Below are 16,513 nucleotides of genomic sequence, written 5' to 3' on the forward strand. Positions count from 1 at the left end.
ATGTGGATAACTGCGAGTCTAGACCTGATAAAAAATGTGGGTATACCTCACAAGAGGTATTGCAGGGGATAGTCGATCGGGATCAAAGTTTTGCGCGTGATCTAACTCTCAGTTTGAAATTTAAACAATCGCTATCTCTTTGGAGAGGGAATGGCGAGATTGGTTAGATTAGCGAAAGATCCGGCAGTCAAACATCACTATGAGTGGATTAATATCCCGTCAGCTCCATATAACCCATGCCAGAGTGGCTACCGCTAAGTTTGATTGGGCCTTCCCAATAGGAGGTGGATAACGCCATGGCGCTATTGGGATTTAACGGTGAGATACGGATATCGATTTGCTCACTCGGGATTTGGACTTGCCAGCTTACAGGGTATTTGCCGGAGCGGGTGGTTTGCCATTCCAGCGGCGTCATTTTTATTCCATCTGGCGTATCTCGGGAGTTGATATTACGGCCTGTGCCATCGGCAAACATTAGCCTGGCGCTGTAAAAGGCTGATGGAGTTTGAGATTTATCGGTGGATTGCTCCCTTAACTGAAAGAGCATTAGCGCCGAACCATCATTGAGGCGCAGGGCAAACCAATCCCAACCCTGCTGGCTTTTAGTTAAAAATTGTGAGCTCCATTCTCTGTCTAGCCAGCCTTGGCCAGTGACTTTCTCGACCCGACTTTCGGCTTGGCCATTGATGTTGATATGGCGGGTGATCTGGCCAGTAATGCTGATAAAAGGTTGACTGTAGTAGTAGGAAGCGACATTCCCCTCGCGGTTTTTAATGCTATAGCCATTATCGCCTTGATATTGCAGCGGTGCTTGGCTGGTCAGCGTTAGCGCGTAACTAAAGTCTGCGGTCTCAACCCTTAAGATTGCCGGAAATAACGCGCTCGATTCACTCTGCCATTGCCAGTTATCGAGATGAATTTGATAGGGATTGGCATTGACGCCGGCAAGCTTTGGATGACCGCGAGACCATTTCTCATGGGCCAGATGTGCCGCGCTAGAGGTCAGTGCGCTATGGGCAAAATAGAGTTGTTCAGTGGCCCAAGCGGAGTTAAGGGTAGTCGGTTGCGCATTTTGCGATTCTGTATATTGAGGTTTTAGTGCCACCCTAAATTGGGTCCATTGCGCGCCAAGTTGCTCACCTTTTTCGGTGGTTAAGTTAGCGGTGAGATACCACCATTCTTGCCGAAAGCCGTTGTGGGCAAGATGATCTTGAGGAAAGTGAAACTGATGCTCAGGTGTCACCTTTGCAAAGGCTTGTTGCGTTGAGGTTGTTTCGCCTTCTTTTGTTTGCCCTAGCAAAGCTCCCATGGATTTGGATTCTGAAACGCTCGCGGGCGCATTATCGCAGCCGCTTATCGTGAAAAAGAGTAATCCACCGATGATGAGTTGACTGATTAAGCGTGCGTTTGTACGGCACTTAAGCCAGTTCATTCTGAGTAAACCATTCACTTTCAATTGGGTAATGGTATATGGACGACTGTTCATAGGGTTTCCTGCTGCAAACTGGCGATTAGCGGCCTGCGGGTTTGCCAGTAAAGCGGTAAGAGCACGGCTAAGGTACAAGTCACTAGTGCGATGAGGATGGCTTTGGCATAAGCAGACCAGTCCCAGATCATTTGGATGGTCCAACCAAAGGCTTGCAGGGTGATTTTATCGATTAATAAATACCCGAGCAGAGCACCAGTAGGCATCGCAATCAGGCAAGTGATTACCACAACCAGTAGCATTTGGCTAAATACCATAGTACGCAGTTTGCTGCGACTCACCCCTAGAGAATAAAGCCGTGCCAGTGGCGCTTGCCGTGCTTGGGTTAACATTAAGCAGGCGCTAAATAGCCCAATGGCGGCCACCAGCAAGGTTAAACTATTGAGCACTAACGTGATTGAAAAAGTGCGTTTAAACATGGCAATGGCTTGGGCCTTTATGTTGGCTTGGCTATAAATTTGCGCCTGAGCCAACTCTAGCTCTGTAGCGAGCTGCATTTGCAGTTCATCCAGTTCGGCCTCACTGCGCTTGCCGTTCGTGGGTATTGGTTGCGTTAGCACTGATGAGGATGATTTATCAGCTTGTTCCAGAGGATGAAAACTGGCCGCAAGGCTGATGGGTAACTGTGGCAGTTGTGCCTGTTGCCACAGTTGATGGCTAATAATGAGTTCATTGCGGGTATTACCATGGTCGTAATAAATTCCTGCGATAACCACTTGGTTATTGGTGGTTTTATCGAGCACGTTTAAAGTGACTTTATCGCCCAGCATCAACTGATACTTAATCGCCATTGGCTCACTCATCAAGACAAATTGTCCGCCAAAATAGTGTTGCCATAGGTCGGGTAAACTGTCTTTGAGTGAACTGGAGTATTTGATTGACTCATCATCACGGCTGATAAGATTCACGGGGATCGTTTGAGGCGTTGGGCCTTGGATCGATATCTCTGCATCGACTTGCCATTGTTGATATAAGCCGCTGACACGAGGATCTTGGCTTAATTTATCCCGTACATCAGCCATACGGTTAGCACTGGGGCGCAGGTATAAATCGGCATGTAAGCGGGTTTCTAACCAACTTCTTAGGGTCTGCTCAAAGCTGCCCACTAGGGTATTCATCGCCACATTTGCGCTTAATGCCAGCAAAATGGCCATCATCGCAAGGGAAAGTGGCGCGATAAGCTCGCGGGTTTCGGCGAGCAAATAGTGCTTAAGCCCAGGGCGAGTGAAGGGGAGCAGTAAGCTTACTCCCCAATGCAATACTTGGGGCAACAGCAGAGGAATCGCGACCGTCACTATGCCTAGTAATATCAAACTGGTGTTGTAACTTTGGCTGAAGGGAAACAGTATCGCCGCGAGTACGAGTAACCCACAGGCTAAGATAAATTGCCGCTGGTGGGTTTGGTTGTGGGCCTTAGTTTGCTGATAACGGTTAGCGCCTTGGGCAAGGGATTGGCGCGTAAGATCAAAATACAAGGGCATGCAAGCAGCAAGCGCTGCCACTAAGGTGAGCGCGATCGCCTGTGCTAACCAATGCCATTGCCAAGTGCCCGGCAGTAAGTGGGCACCATAGAGCTGTTCTAACGTCATGGCAACCATAGGTTGTAACCAATGGCTGAGTTGTAAGCCTAAAATAAACCCGATTACCGAGCCTAAGATAACCAAAAATAGTAATTCGGCGAGCAGGGCAAGCATCACGTCGAGTCGTTCTAGCCCCTGTTGCAGCAGTTGGATCAGCAAACGTTGGCGTTTCATTAGGCTGTAACGCACGCCGTTATAGGCAATAAACAGCCCAACCACAAAGGCTAACATACTCATCGCATTGAGATTTAAATGAAAACTGCGGGTAAGCGCCATTAAGGCTTGCCCTTGATCCTGCTGACTGTAGCTGGCGAGATCTGGGGTGATACCTAAGGTGTCGAGCCGTTGTTTTAACGCGGCTAGTTTATCCCTATCGTTAAATAGGGCGATATAACTGAGTTTGCCCGGCATGCCAAGTAAGTTTTGGGCGAGGGAAATATCGGTCAAGATGGCGCTGCCAAGTCCCCAACTATCATCGACACGGATCACTTTTAGGGTCGATGGTGTTATGGATTGAGCTAGGCTGAGCTGACCATTGGGCGCGATTTTACTGGCTAGACTATCACTCATCACCACCATAGGCTCCCCGCCCATTAGGTCGGCAAGGGGCAGATCTCCCATTGAGACAGTAGAATTAGCCGTTGCCTTATTATTTGAGGACGGTGAAGCATTTTTTGAGGTTAATGTGGCAGTCAATGCCGCGACAATATCGCTGCCTTCAATTTGCCAATACTGGCCGTTTGGGCCAGCAACTCTGCCACTGACTACCGCAAGACTTTGGCTAATCCCAGCTTGCCTTAAACTGAAATACACCGATTCATCGAGATTATCTTGGCCAACGGGTGAGGTCAGCAGTACATCGGCCCGCTGACTTAATAGCTCTGTGGCTTCGCTATAGCTACGAATCGCATTATCGTTGGTGGCTTTTACCCCGATGAGTAGCGTCACGGCGAGGGCGATTCCGAGTAAAATCGCCCCAGCCTGCAATGGCGCGTGGCGATAATGGGCTAAAAATATCTTGAGTACCCAAGTGATACGCAGCCATTGCCCAATCTTGCTTAAGTTATTGTATGGATTGGCTTTATGTTCTAGCTGTGTGTTATTCATCATATTAGCCGGAGATCGACACTGCGGCGTGGGACAGATGCCAGCGTTTGTTCATAAAGGCGGCGCACTCTTCGCTGTGGGTGACCATCAAAATGCTGGTTTGGCTCTCTTTGGCGAGTTCGCATAGCAGTGACATCACCTGTTTACCAGATTCGTCATCTAAGTTACCCGTGGGTTCGTCGGCCAGCAGTAAACTCGGATTGTGGGCTAATGCCCTGGCTATCGCGACCCGCTGTTGTTGTCCGCCGGAAAGCGCTTCAACCTGCCGGTTTAACAATGCCGCTAACCCGAGTTTTTCCACCAAATAATCGCACCAAGGATTCCAGCTATCACCGTTAAGGTGCAGGGAAAAGCCGATATTATTTTTAACATTCAGCGGAGTGAGTAAATTAAATTGCTGGAATACCACGCCTAAATGGGTACGCCTAAACTCACTCCATTGCTTATCTTGCCACTTGGTGGTGGATTGATGATTCAACACAATCTGGCCACTGTCTGCCGTTTCAAATCCCGCAATCAGATTCAGTAAAGTGCTTTTGCCGCTGCCACTTGGGCCGGTGAGTGCGATAGTCTCCCCTTGATGCAAAGTTAAATCGACCGCTTGCAGTACAGTGTGGCGCTGCTCGCCGTCGCGAAAACTTTTACTTACTTGGATAAGCTTGGCGACTTCTTTCATCTATCTCTTCCAATTGGGATTTTACCAACCTAGGCATTAGGCTAAAGATAAAGCATTTTACAATCCTATAGATACCGATATTTAGGCAAGTTAGATCAATTCACATCGATTAAGACTTAGGATTGAGTCTGTTTGAATTTTCTGCGATTAACGGCTTGGCTCTCATTTCTGTGAGCAAATGGGCTTGAGCTATTGTGGTGTTTGTTGCATGCTGTGCGCCCTGTTAAAACGATAGCTGGCTATCGTTTTAACAATCCGTTCGGATGAAGGTAGCAGGAGAGTGGGGAATTAACCCCACACCGACGAGGCAACTTTGTTGTTGGAAGCATTCCATAAACAAAGCACTCTTTCAGGTGCCGTAAGGCGTGGACTGTTACTGGACGAGCCTCTGGAGAGACTACCGATTGCATTAACTTGCAATAATAGGTGGCGCCGAAGGCGAAAGTGTCGCAGTGTTTTAAGCGACGCGAAACGCTCAGGCAAAAGGACAGAGGAGAGGATGACTGCACAGTCCCTGTCGTTTGTCTTTGTGGACTATTTTCCTGCCGTTATTGGCTGGGAAGATGGTATTTCTTTAGGCTGGCAGCGATGTGTCACAGCCATTTCTTTTCCTCCTCCTTTATTAATTTAGTTGTTTAATAATTGAGGAATATCATGAGTTTTGAAGCCTTACTCAGCAGCCTAAATGGTATTGTCTGGGGTCCTATCACACTTTGTTTGTTAGTTGGCACAGGGATTTATCTCACTGCGCGACTAAAGCTTATCCAAGTGTTTCGTCTGCCAATGGCGCTTAGCCTATTGTTCAAACCCGCTAAGGGGCATGGTGATCTATCGTCCTTCGCCGCGCTTTGTACTGCATTGTCTGCAACCATAGGTACGGGCAATATTGTTGGGGTCGCAACGGCGATTAAGATGGGCGGTCCTGGTGCGTTATTTTGGATGTGGCTTGCCGCCTTTTTTGGCATGGCGACTAAGTATGCCGAGTGTATGTTGGCGGTAAAATACCGCACTACGGATGCGCGTGGACAGATTGCCGGTGGCCCGATGTATTACATCGAGCGTGGCCTCGGTTTGCGTTGGATGGCGAAGTTATTTGCACTGTTTGGCGTGGGGGTTGCATTTTTCGGCATTGGGACTTTTGCTCAAGTGAATGCGATAAGTGATGCCTTAACTATCGCCTTTGATGTACCAACATGGGCGACCGCGCTGGTGCTAACCCTGCTGGTGGCGGCTGTCACCTTAGGTGGTGTCAAACGTATCTCCAACGTGGCGCAAAAGTTAGTACCGGCGATGTCAATTGGTTATGTGTTGGCCTGTGTGTGGATTTTAGTGGTTTTTGCCGATGCTATTCTACCCGCGTTGCAATTAGTGGTGGCGTCGGCCTTTACCCCAGTATCGGCTGCGGGGGGATTTTTAGGGGCGACCGTGGCGCAAGCGATTCAAATGGGGATTGCCCGCGGGGTATTTTCTAATGAGTCAGGCTTAGGTAGTGCGCCCATTGCTGCGGCTGCGGCAAAAACCAATGAACCCGTCGAGCAGGGTTTAGTGAGTATGACGGGCACCTTTTTCGATACTATTATCATCTGCACTATGACGGGATTAGTGCTCATCATCACTGGGGTATGGAGCGGTGACACTGCGGGCGCGGCCATGACCAGTGCGGCGTTTAGCTTAGGCGGATCGGCTGCCATCGGCCAGTATTTAGTCACTATCGCCTTGGTCTGCTTTGCGTTTACGACCATTTTAGGCTGGCATTACTATGGTGAACGTTGCTGGTACTACTTAGTGGGCGAGCGCGGGCTGCGTGCCTATCAAATCTTGTTTTTAGGCCTGATTGCTGGTGGGGCTTTTATCAAGTTGGATGTGATTTGGTTACTGGCTGATACGGTAAACGGCTTAATGGCCATACCTAATTTGATTGCGATTATTGGATTGCGGCACATTATCATTGCTGAAACTCAAAGCTATTTTGTTCGAACATTCGCTAACCGTACGCTAAACCCTGTTTATTAATGTTGTGAAAACAATATATTAGTTCACATTATTTTAACTTTGAGATTGTCGCCACAGCGTTCTTCGTTTACTTTATAAGAGCTACCCCAAAAAGGGGGGACTTAAAACGGGGGCTTTGAGGCGACGCCATGGATAAAAGTAAACTTCGTACTTTCCGCAGCAAAATTTTATCCCATATTGCGCTGCCTTTGATTCTTATCATGGCGGCCGTTTATGGGATTACTTCATGGTTTAATTATCTTTCCCTTGAAAAGCGGCTTTACGATCATTTAGCTCAACAGTCGGCACATTCAGCCTCTCGATTGCAATTATTACTCGAACACGCTCAAACAAATACTCAAGGGCTTGCTGATTTTATTGGTTTTTTGGCTGACAAGAATGATATTAACGATTCTGATAAGCTGCAAAAAGTCTTAACTAATCGCCTCGAACGTAACCCCGATTTTATGGTTCTGCCGTTGCTTTTAAACCGGGCACTTTTCTCAATAAAAAACTTTTTTCTCCCTATGTATACCGCAGTGGTAATAGTTTCCATTATTTAGATATTGGCGCCGAGGGGTACGATTATACCGATGGGACTTGGGATTGGTGGACGCAAGCCATCAATAAAGTCGAAGGTTATTGGTCAAAAGCCTATTTCGACGAGGGTGCTGGTAATACTTTAATGATTACTTATGCGGTTCCTTTTGGAGTGCAGCCGAACTATTTTGGGGTTACAACCGTTGATTTGGCCTTAGATAGATTACCTGAGCAACTAGGGATAGCCCCTAATCGGCTGATGATATTAGATGAGCAAGGTCGGCTTATCTTTCATGGGGATAAAGAAAAGGTTTTAGCCACATCAGTCTCGGAATGGCTGGATAAAGGAAATCACAAAAATAATGCCTTTGGCGCTTTGCTGGAAGATGGGCTGACTGGGCAAGCCAGTTTTGTTGATGATACTGGTACAGTTTATCTTGCCAGCATTGCAGAAGTGGCAAAGTTAAAATGGCACGTGGTTGTTATGGTACCACAGCAGGAGTTATTTACCTCGCTACTGGACGATATTTCCTCAGTTGTCCTCAACTTAAGTTTATTAACCTTACTGCTGTTATTGACCTGCTATATCGCCGCTAAACGGTTAACTCGTCCACTGGAAACCCTTGAATCCGGCATTTTGGCTTTCGGTCAAGGTAAAACACAGCAGTTGGTTATCCCTAAAGGGGCGATTAGCGAGATAGTGACCTTAAGTGAAACCTTTAACAAAATGGCAGATCTGCTTGCTCAGCGTGAGCAAGCTATTTTAGATTCCCGCGGTAACCGCTTCGCTCGCTTGATCGACGGTATGAGCGATAAATCCTTTTATTGCTCACTTGATCCTGACGGACAACTTGCACAGGTCAGTGAAGGGGTGACCAAAGTATTGGGCATACCGCCCGAATTACTTAAGCGCAAATATCAAAGATTGTTTTCGGCCAACCCCCTTAATGAGAAAAACTGGGAATACACCGATCTGGCACTCAAAGGGCAGAACGTCCCTTCACATCAAGTTGAACTCATCGATTCAAAAGGCCAGTCAAGGCGGCTCGATGTTTTTATGCAGCCTTTAGTGTCAGATACTGGCGAGTTAATGTCGGTGGAGATGCTATTTACCGATGTGACAGAGCAATTTTCCGCCGCAGCTTGGTCTAGCGCGGTACTTGAGGCCGCACCTGAGGCCATGCTGATTGTCGATCAAAGTGGCCAAATAGTATTTAGCAATAGTCGCTGTCAGCAGCTGTTTGGTTATGACGCAAAAGCTATGTTGGGATTACAAATTGAAGCTTTGCTACCCGAAGATTTAAGGAGTCCCCATGCCAAAGAAAGATTACAGTTTCTACGTGAGGGACGTGATAGGCCTATGGCAAATGCACGCCATGTGCGGGCGCTTAAGTCTGATGGGGATGAGTTTGTTGCCGAAATCGCCTTAAGTATTTTACCGAGTGATTTCGATGGTCGTCGCCAAGTGGCCGCATCGATCCGTGATATGACCCAAAAAATAGCGGTTGAACAAAAAATCCGTGATAGTGAAGTTCGCTTCCGTGGTTTGGTGACTAATATTCCTGGGGCTGTCTACCGCACTCGCATCGGCGAGGAGTGGGTGATGGAATATGTCAGTGACAATATTGCCGATATCACCGGTTATGCCGCGAGCCAGTTTATTGAGAATCGTCAACGTAGCTTTGCTTCATTGATTTTGGAGGAAGATCGCGAGCTGTGTCATCAGCATATTGATAGAGCCCTCGCGCAGCAGGAAACCTTTGAGGTGGAATATCGTATTCGCCACCGTGACGGCAGCATCCGTTGGGTGCATGAAAAGGGCAAGGCGAGTTATACCGAAGAGGGTTTTCCCCTATGGTTTGACGGCAGTATTGACGATATTACCAAGAGTAAGTTAGCCATCGTCGAGCTTGAAGCCTCAAGGCTGCAATTAACCAATATCACTGAGTCTATTCCTTGTACTGTGTATCAATTGCGCTGGGTTTCTCCTAGCGATCGCCGTTTTACCTTCCTTTCTGGCGCAGCATTTCACATGTTGGGCTTACACCGCGAAGATTTACTCAGTAACTTTAATATTATTGCTGAGCGGATTTTTGATGAGGAACGACCAGAAGTTATACGCGCGCTTGAGGGAATGAGTGACGATAAATTAAGCTGGATCCGCGAGTTCCGCTATCGTCATCCTAATGGTGGCATTCGCTGGATGGAAGCCGGAGCCAGTGGTCATTATGCCGATGATGGCGCCATTATCTGGAATGGCTATGTGATGGATGTGACTGAACGCAAGTCTATTGAAGAAGAACTTGCGGTCAGTGAGGCGCACTTTAAGGCCTTATTTGATGGCGCAACCATTGGTATCGTGAATGTCGATATCAAAGGACTTATCCTCGATTGTAATGATCAATTCTGTGAGGATATGGGGCTGAGCCGTAATGAATTACGTAGTACGCCTATTTTTGATGTCTTGAGTGCACAGGATAAAGAAGTTGCAAAAGCGCAGTTTAAGGAACTTGTAGAAGGTAAAGTTGATCACTACCGAGGGGAAAGAAGCTTTATTCGTCCCTCCGGTGAGCATTTATGGATGACAGTCAACGTTTCAAGCTTATTGGACAGCCAGAACCAATTTGAGTCAGCTGTGGTAAGCATGGTCGATATGACTGAGTTAAAACTGCTTTCAGAACAATTACTTGTTGCCAAGGAAGAGGCTGATGCCGCCAGTAAGGCAAAAGGCGACTTCCTCGCGAATATGTCCCATGAAATCCGCACGCCAATGAATGCCATTATCGGGATGTCGCAACTTTGCTGACAGACTGATCTAGACAAAAAACAGAAAAATTATCTCGAAAAAATTGAGCGCGCGTCGCAATCTTTATTATCAATCATTAACGATATCCTTGATTTTTCTAAGATTGAAGCTGGCAAGCTTGATATCGAAAATGTGCCTTTTCAACTCGATACCATGCTTGAAGATTTGAGCGATATCTTTTCCGAAAGGGCGGCTCAAAAGCAGATTGAATTGCTGTTTGCTGTCGCACCCAATGTTCCACGTTATCTGCTTGGCGATCCGTTGCGGTTGGGGCAAGTGCTGATCAACCTAATGAATAATGCGATCAAATTTACCGAAAGAGGAGAGGTATTACTGTCCCTCAGCTTGGTCGAGCAGCAAAACGATGATGTCATATTACGTTGTAGTGTGCGTGACAGTGGCATTGGGTTAACCCATGAACAACAAGCCAAACTGTTTAAGTCGTTTACGCAAGCAGACACGTCTACTACCCGTAAATATGGTGGTACAGGATTAGGGCTGGCGATTTGTAAACAGCTGGTTGAATTAATGGGGGGAAGTATCGGGGTCGAAAGCCAGCAAGGCCATGGCAGTACTTTCTTTTTACCGTTAAATTGCGCATCTCCAGTGGACAAAAGCTCATCGTAGGTCAAGAGCTTGAAGGTATGCCAGTATTAGTTGCCGACGACAATGCCACCGCAAGGGACATTATGCGAACCACTCTAGAGAGCATGGGCTTTCAAGTGGATACCGTGCGTTCTGGCGACGAGGCGGTGATGCGGTGCAGTCAGCAGGATTATGCTGTGGCATTGATTGATTGGAAAATGCCACATCTTGATGGGCTCGAAACCGCAAAACAAATCCTGCAACGGGCAAGAAAAGCGCCGCGGATCTTGATGGTATCAGCCCATGCGAATCAAGATTTCTTGACCCAAATCGAGCAACTTGGGTTAGCGGGCTACATCAGCAAACCTATCAGCGCATCAAGATTGCTTGATGGCATTATGAACGCACTTGGTCGCGCAGGGTTCCTACCCGTCAGGCGCCATCAAGACAGTATTGCGCCTGAGTTATTATTGCCCCTTAAAGGTAAGCGTATTCTGTTAGTCGAAGATAACGAAATGAACCTTGAGGTGGCGACCGAATTTTTAGAGCAAGTGGGGATTATTTTATCCATTGCCACCAACGGCCAAATTGCGTTGGATAAGTTAGCTCAACAGAGTTTTGATTTGGTATTGATGGATTGTCAAATGCCAGTGATGGATGGTTATCAGGCAACAAAAGCACTGAGACAAAGGCCTGAGTTAGCACAATTACCTGTGATAGCAATGACCGCCAATGCCATGGCTGGCGACAAGGAAATGTGTTTAAGAGCGGGAATGAATGATCATATCGCCAAGCCGATAGAGGTTAACTTACTGTATCAAACCCTCCTAAAATATTTAGGTGCACCGTTACCGCCTCAAGAGCTTATTAATGATTCACCCAAGCCTGTGAATATTGATGTTGACTCTGTCGTGAAATGGCCTGAACACCCTGAGCTTGATATTGATAGAGGCTTGCAGCTAGTACAAAACTCCACGCGCCTTTACCAAAGGATCTTTGATCGTTTTGTGACTAGTCAACGTAATGTTGTGGAGCAAATCAACAAGGCCGTTGCCAGCAATAAACGTGAGGATGCGGTGCGAATGGCCCATACGCTTAAGGGACTTGCGGGCAATTTAAGTTCCACAACGCTTGCGGAATTGGCTCGGCAATTGGAACTTCACTTAAGTGAAAATACTGAGTTCCAAGCGGAGTTGGACCAAATCCAAACGTTAGTGGCATCGATTTGCCAAGCAATTGAAAAAGTTAAACCTGAGTTTGAAGAATCTAGTGGGCCGACGGCGGAGCATTTACCACCAGAAGCCCTCATTGAGGCCTTAACGCGATTACGCCAAAGTTTAGAAGAAGCGGATTCCGATGCAGTTGCCCAAATGGATGCACTTAAACCGCAAGTGAGTGCTCAGTTATGGCAGCAGTTGAGTCCAGCGCTAACGATGATTAATCAATATCAATTCGATGAGGCCGTCGAGTTGATTGATGAAGTACTTGTAGACTTAAAGTAAAACGGTCAATTATGCGCAGTATTGATCATTGATAAAGCCACTGGAAAGGTGAATGTGTTGATGGATAAGGCAACAATATTAGTCGTCGATGATACTCCAGAAAATATCGATATTTTGGTGGGCATACTCGGTGATGACTATAAGGTCAAAGTCGCGATTGATGGACCAAGGGCGCTAGCCCTTGTAGCCAAAACACTGCCTGATTTAATTTTACTCGATGTCATGATGCCCGGCATGAATGGTTATGAAGTCTGTAAGCAGCTTAAACAGGAGCCCTTAACTTGCCACATTCCTGTGATTTTTGTGACGGCATTATCTGAGGTTGCCGATGAAGCACAGGGCTTTGCCTTAGGTGCGGTTGACTACATTACCAAACCAGTCAGCGCTCCCGTGGTGAAGGCGCGAGTCAAAACTCATCTCGCGCTGTACGATCAAAAACGCTTGCTAGAGCAACAAGTTAAAGAACGTACCCAAGAGTTAGAAGAAACCCGCTTTGAAATCATTCGCCGTTTAGGTCGCGCCGCCGAATACAAAGACAACGAAACGGGTCTGCACGTTGTGCGTATGAGCCATTATGCGCGGCTGCTCGCTATCAAACTAGGTTTACCGAGTACCTTCTGTGAGTTGTTGTATAACGCGGCGCCTATGCATGACATTGGCAAAATCGGCACGCCCGATGCGGTACTGAAAAAGCCGGGTAAGCTCGATGCCGAAGAGTGGAAAATCATGCAGCAACATGCCGCCATTGGTGCTGAGATCATTGGTGAGCATGGCGACCCACTGCTGCAAATGGCGCGGCGTATCGCCTTAACCCACCATGAGAAATGGGATGGTTCGGGTTATCCTAATGGCTTGTCTGGGGAAAATATTCCGATCGAAGGTCGGATTGTGGCGATAGCGGACGTCTTTGACGCGCTGACTTCGCGCCGTCCTTACAAGGAGCCTTGGACAATAGAGGCCACGCTCGAGTTACTCGAAAGCCAAGCAGGGCAACATTTTGACCCTAAGCTGGTGGCCGAATTTAAGCAAATCTTGCCCGAGGTGGTGGCGATTCGAGATACTTATTTCGAACATTAAAGCAGAAAGGCGCCTAGGGCGCCTTTTTCAATACGATCCGCTTATCAGCGAGAAACTAGTCTTCGAGCGAGTAGGGCAATGCTTGAATACGTAAGCTAGATTGCTCGTCATCAGCGAAACGCAGTTTGGCATCACTCTCGGTATCGTTGGCGAGCACGGCGGTGAGCAGCACTTGATTACCACATTGAACAAATTCAATGATTTGTCCACCCTTGCGATAACCGTCTTCCAATTCTATCTCGATACTAGTTTCCAAATTGATATTTAAGGAAGTGGTGCCTTGAAGAATATAGAGCGCACGCTTGTTACCACCACGGTATTTCATCCGAGCCACAGTTTCTTGACCCATGTAGCAGCCTTTGTTAAAGCTAATGCCGTTAATAGCCTGTAGGTTACACATCTGCGGTACGTACTGATTAGCATGGCTTGGCGCTAGATTGGGGTAACCCGCAGCAATTTCTAATGCTTGCCAAGCGCTGGCATCAAATACGGTATGCTCGGCAATGAGGGCACTTGCGGCTTGTGGTTGTAGAACCAATATAAATCGCTCCGCATCTTTTAAAATGGCGCCTTGCTCGATGAGAGTGAGTTCCTGAGTGACTTCACCGTAGTGTTGGCTGACAAATTGTTTAGCCTGTTCACCCGCCACACCGAGTAATGTCCACTCATCAGAGGCATTGGTCAGGGTCGCCTTACTAAATACCGCATATTTTTGCAGTTGTGGCAGATCCACTGCAATAGTGTCCTTTGGCATCAACATCAACAGCGCATCTTGGATGGCAAAGGTGCGGAAGCTAGCCAGCATCTTTCCCTTAGGATCACAATGTGCGCCCCAGCGCCATTGGTTGGCTTCGAGTGAGCTGATATCTGTGGTCACTTGGCCATGGATAAAACTGCGGCCCTGTTCGCCAACCACTTTGATAAGGCCTAGGTGGGATAAGTTGGCGAGCATAAGTGGAGGCGTGGAGGCGTCCAGATCCCAATTGGGTGTCGAAACTGCAATAGTCATAGCGAGATCCTGAAAATGAAGGCGATGCAAGAGGCTTGATTGTAGCGGAATTCCTCTGGCCTCAAAAGCATAAGGCGCACATATCTTAAATGAAATGTGCGCCTTAGATGGGGGCAAACCTAAGCGGTTTAGGCGTTAGAACAACACGCGAGTACGCAGTGTGCCTTCAATGGCTTTAAGCTCAACCAAGGCTTCTTCTGCTTGGTGAGTGTCGACTTCCATTACCACATAACCGATTTCTGCCGTGGTTTGCAGATACTGAGCGGCAATGTTAATGCCTTTTTCAGAGAAGGCTTTGTTGATTTTGATCAGCACGCCTGGACGATTTTGGTGGATATGCAGTAGGCGTGAGGTACCTTTATGCATTGGCAGAGACACTTCAGGGAAGTTAACGGCCGATACGGTTGAACCGTTATCTGAGTATTTGGCTAATTTGCCTGCCACTTCGATACCGATATTTTCCTGTGCTTCGGCGGTGCTACCACCCACATGTGGCGTGAGTAGCACATTATCTAAACCGCGTAATGGGCTGATAAATTCATCATCATTCGATTGTGGCTCAATGGGGAAAACGTCAATCGCCGCGCCCGCAAGGTGACGCTCTTTTAGTGCCACCGTAAGCGCATCGATATCGACCACAGTACCGCGGGAAGCGTTGATAAAGATGCTGCCTTTACGCATAGCGGCGAATTCGGCAGTACTTATCATGTCTTTGGTTTGCGGCGTTTCAGGCACGTGCAAGCTCACTACATCGGACTGTGCCAGCAATTGCTCCATTGAATGGATTTGCTGGGCATTACCCAATGGCAATTTGTCTTCAATATCGAAGAACACCACACGCATGCCTAAGGTTTCTGCCAGGATCCCCAGCTGAGTTCCAATATGGCCATAGCCTATCACGCCTAAAGTTTTGCCACGGACTTCGTAACTGCCTGCGGCAGTTTTCATCCAACCACCACGATGGGCGATAGCGTTACGTTCAGGAATGCCGCGCATCAGCATGATGATTTCGCCTAATACCAGTTCAGCTACGCTGCGGGTATTAGAGAATGGTGCGTTAAAAACGGGGATACCGAGTAATTCGGCAGTCGCCAGATCCACTTGGTTAGTGCCGATACAGAAACAACCAATCGCAATTAATTTTTCGGCACGTTTTAATACATCGGCGGTGAGTTGGGTACGGGAACGAATACCAACAAAATGAGCATCTTTGATGGATTCGTGCAGGGCTTCATCACCTAACGAGGCTTTGTGATACTCAATATTGGTGTATCCCGCGCGTTCAAACACATCTACCGCAGATTGGTGGACGCCTTCCAACAACAGGATTTTGATCTTATCCTTGTCAAGCGAATGTTTCGCCATGATATGGGTACCCTCTAATTAATTGAAGTGGTTCTTGTATGTTATGCTGACAACCTTGGCTCATCAAAGTAGCACTTTTTTTGCTCACTGTGGAGGGCTAGATGGCTAAAGTTAATATTCTAAAATTAGAACAATATCGCATAAGAGGAAGAAACATTGAATAACAAAATCGCTTGGTGCGGTATTTACCTCTCAGTATTAGTCTGGTCGGCGATAAAACCTGCTGATGCTTTCACTTGGTGGCTTGAAGCTTTACCTGCATTAGTGGCGGTTCCGCTATTATTTTTTACCCGCAAACGTTTTGAGCTAACCCCAATAGTGTATTTTTTAGTACTTGTACATTGTTGTGTGCTGTTTGTCGGCGCGCACTATACTTATGCTGAAGTGCCATTATTTGACACCATTGCCCAATGGATGGGCAGTGAACGTAACAATTACGACAAGGTCGGGCATTTCGCTCAAGGCTTTATTCCTGCCATGTTGGCCCGTGAGATTATGTTACGCAATCAAGCCGTCAAACCCGGCGCTTGGTGCGCTTTTTTGGTCACTTGTTTTGTGCTCGCGTTTAGTGCCTTTTATGAGCTTATTGAGTGGTGGGTGGCCGCTGCAACGGGCGAAGGTGCTGAGGCATTCCTAGGCACACAAGGTTATGTGTGGGATACCCAATCGGATATGTTTTTAGCCTTGATAGGTGCCATTGTAGCGCTAATCAGTTTATCCCGTGTGCAGGATAAGCAAATCACTAAACTCCTGACTCAAGCCTAATCGTAGTCTGAGAACATCCAATC

Annotated in this window: 7 protein-coding genes, 2 pseudogenes and 1 riboswitch; of the genes and pseudogenes, 4 read left to right on the forward strand and 5 right to left on the reverse strand. The window is 47.4% G+C overall.

Translation table 11 applies throughout. The features are described 5' to 3' along the window. Positions 1 to 208: 208 nt before the first annotated feature. The 3 genes and pseudogenes from M0413_RS17235 to M0413_RS17245 all read right to left on the reverse strand — a co-directional run. Positions 209 to 1,432 carry a lipocalin-like domain-containing protein gene (locus M0413_RS17235; RefSeq protein ID WP_249555040.1) on the reverse strand — a complete coding sequence of 408 codons (1,224 nt, stop codon included), beginning with the start codon at positions 1,430 to 1,432 and terminating at the stop codon, positions 209 to 211. A gap of 50 nt (positions 1,433 to 1,482) precedes the next feature. Next, on the reverse strand, positions 1,483 to 4,173 hold the full coding sequence (locus tag M0413_RS17240; protein ID WP_413740192.1) for an ABC transporter permease: 2,691 nt from the start codon (positions 4,171 to 4,173) through the stop codon (positions 1,483 to 1,485). Positions 4,174 to 4,327: 154 nt separating this feature from the next. Further along, positions 4,328 to 4,849, reverse strand: a pseudogene (locus M0413_RS17245) (ABC transporter ATP-binding protein); the annotation flags it as partial. A 378-nt stretch (positions 4,850 to 5,227) separates the two neighbouring features. Next, positions 5,228 to 5,350: riboswitch (glycine riboswitch) on the forward strand. A 153-nt stretch (positions 5,351 to 5,503) separates the two neighbouring features. On the opposite strand from M0413_RS17245, the gene M0413_RS17250 reads away from it, so the two are divergent. From M0413_RS17250 to M0413_RS17260, 3 genes and pseudogenes are all read left to right on the forward strand, one after another. Beyond that, positions 5,504 to 6,862, forward strand: a complete 1,359-nt coding sequence (locus M0413_RS17250) for an alanine/glycine:cation symporter family protein (RefSeq protein WP_069453509.1) — start codon at positions 5,504 to 5,506, stop codon at positions 6,860 to 6,862. Between the two features lie 128 nt (positions 6,863 to 6,990). Beyond that, a pseudogene (locus M0413_RS17255) lies at positions 6,991 to 12,274 on the forward strand (PAS domain S-box protein). A gap of 60 nt (positions 12,275 to 12,334) precedes the next feature. After that, positions 12,335 to 13,351, forward strand: coding sequence for a response regulator (locus M0413_RS17260; protein WP_037414530.1), 1,017 nt, complete (start codon positions 12,335 to 12,337; stop codon positions 13,349 to 13,351). A 55-nt stretch (positions 13,352 to 13,406) separates the two neighbouring features. Here the strand turns inward: M0413_RS17260 and ygfZ are convergent, their stop codons facing one another. Beyond that, entirely contained in the window at positions 13,407 to 14,360 is a 954-nt protein-coding gene (ygfZ, locus tag M0413_RS17265; RefSeq protein WP_218677840.1) for a tRNA-modifying protein YgfZ, read from the reverse strand. A gap of 135 nt (positions 14,361 to 14,495) precedes the next feature. After that, positions 14,496 to 15,725, reverse strand: coding sequence for a phosphoglycerate dehydrogenase (gene serA / locus M0413_RS17270; RefSeq protein WP_047539679.1), 1,230 nt, complete (start codon positions 15,723 to 15,725; stop codon positions 14,496 to 14,498). Between the two features lie 156 nt (positions 15,726 to 15,881). Between serA and M0413_RS17275 the strand changes: the two genes are divergently transcribed. Beyond that, positions 15,882 to 16,490 carry a DUF2238 domain-containing protein gene (locus M0413_RS17275; protein ID WP_218677839.1) on the forward strand — a complete coding sequence of 203 codons (609 nt, stop codon included), beginning with the start codon at positions 15,882 to 15,884 and terminating at the stop codon, positions 16,488 to 16,490. The last annotated feature ends 23 nt before the right edge of the window (positions 16,491 to 16,513 follow it).

The sequence above is a fragment of the Shewanella sp. 8A genome (assembly GCF_023475945.1).
In the GTDB taxonomy this organism is placed as follows: Bacteria; Pseudomonadota; Gammaproteobacteria; order Enterobacterales; family Shewanellaceae; genus Shewanella; species Shewanella xiamenensis.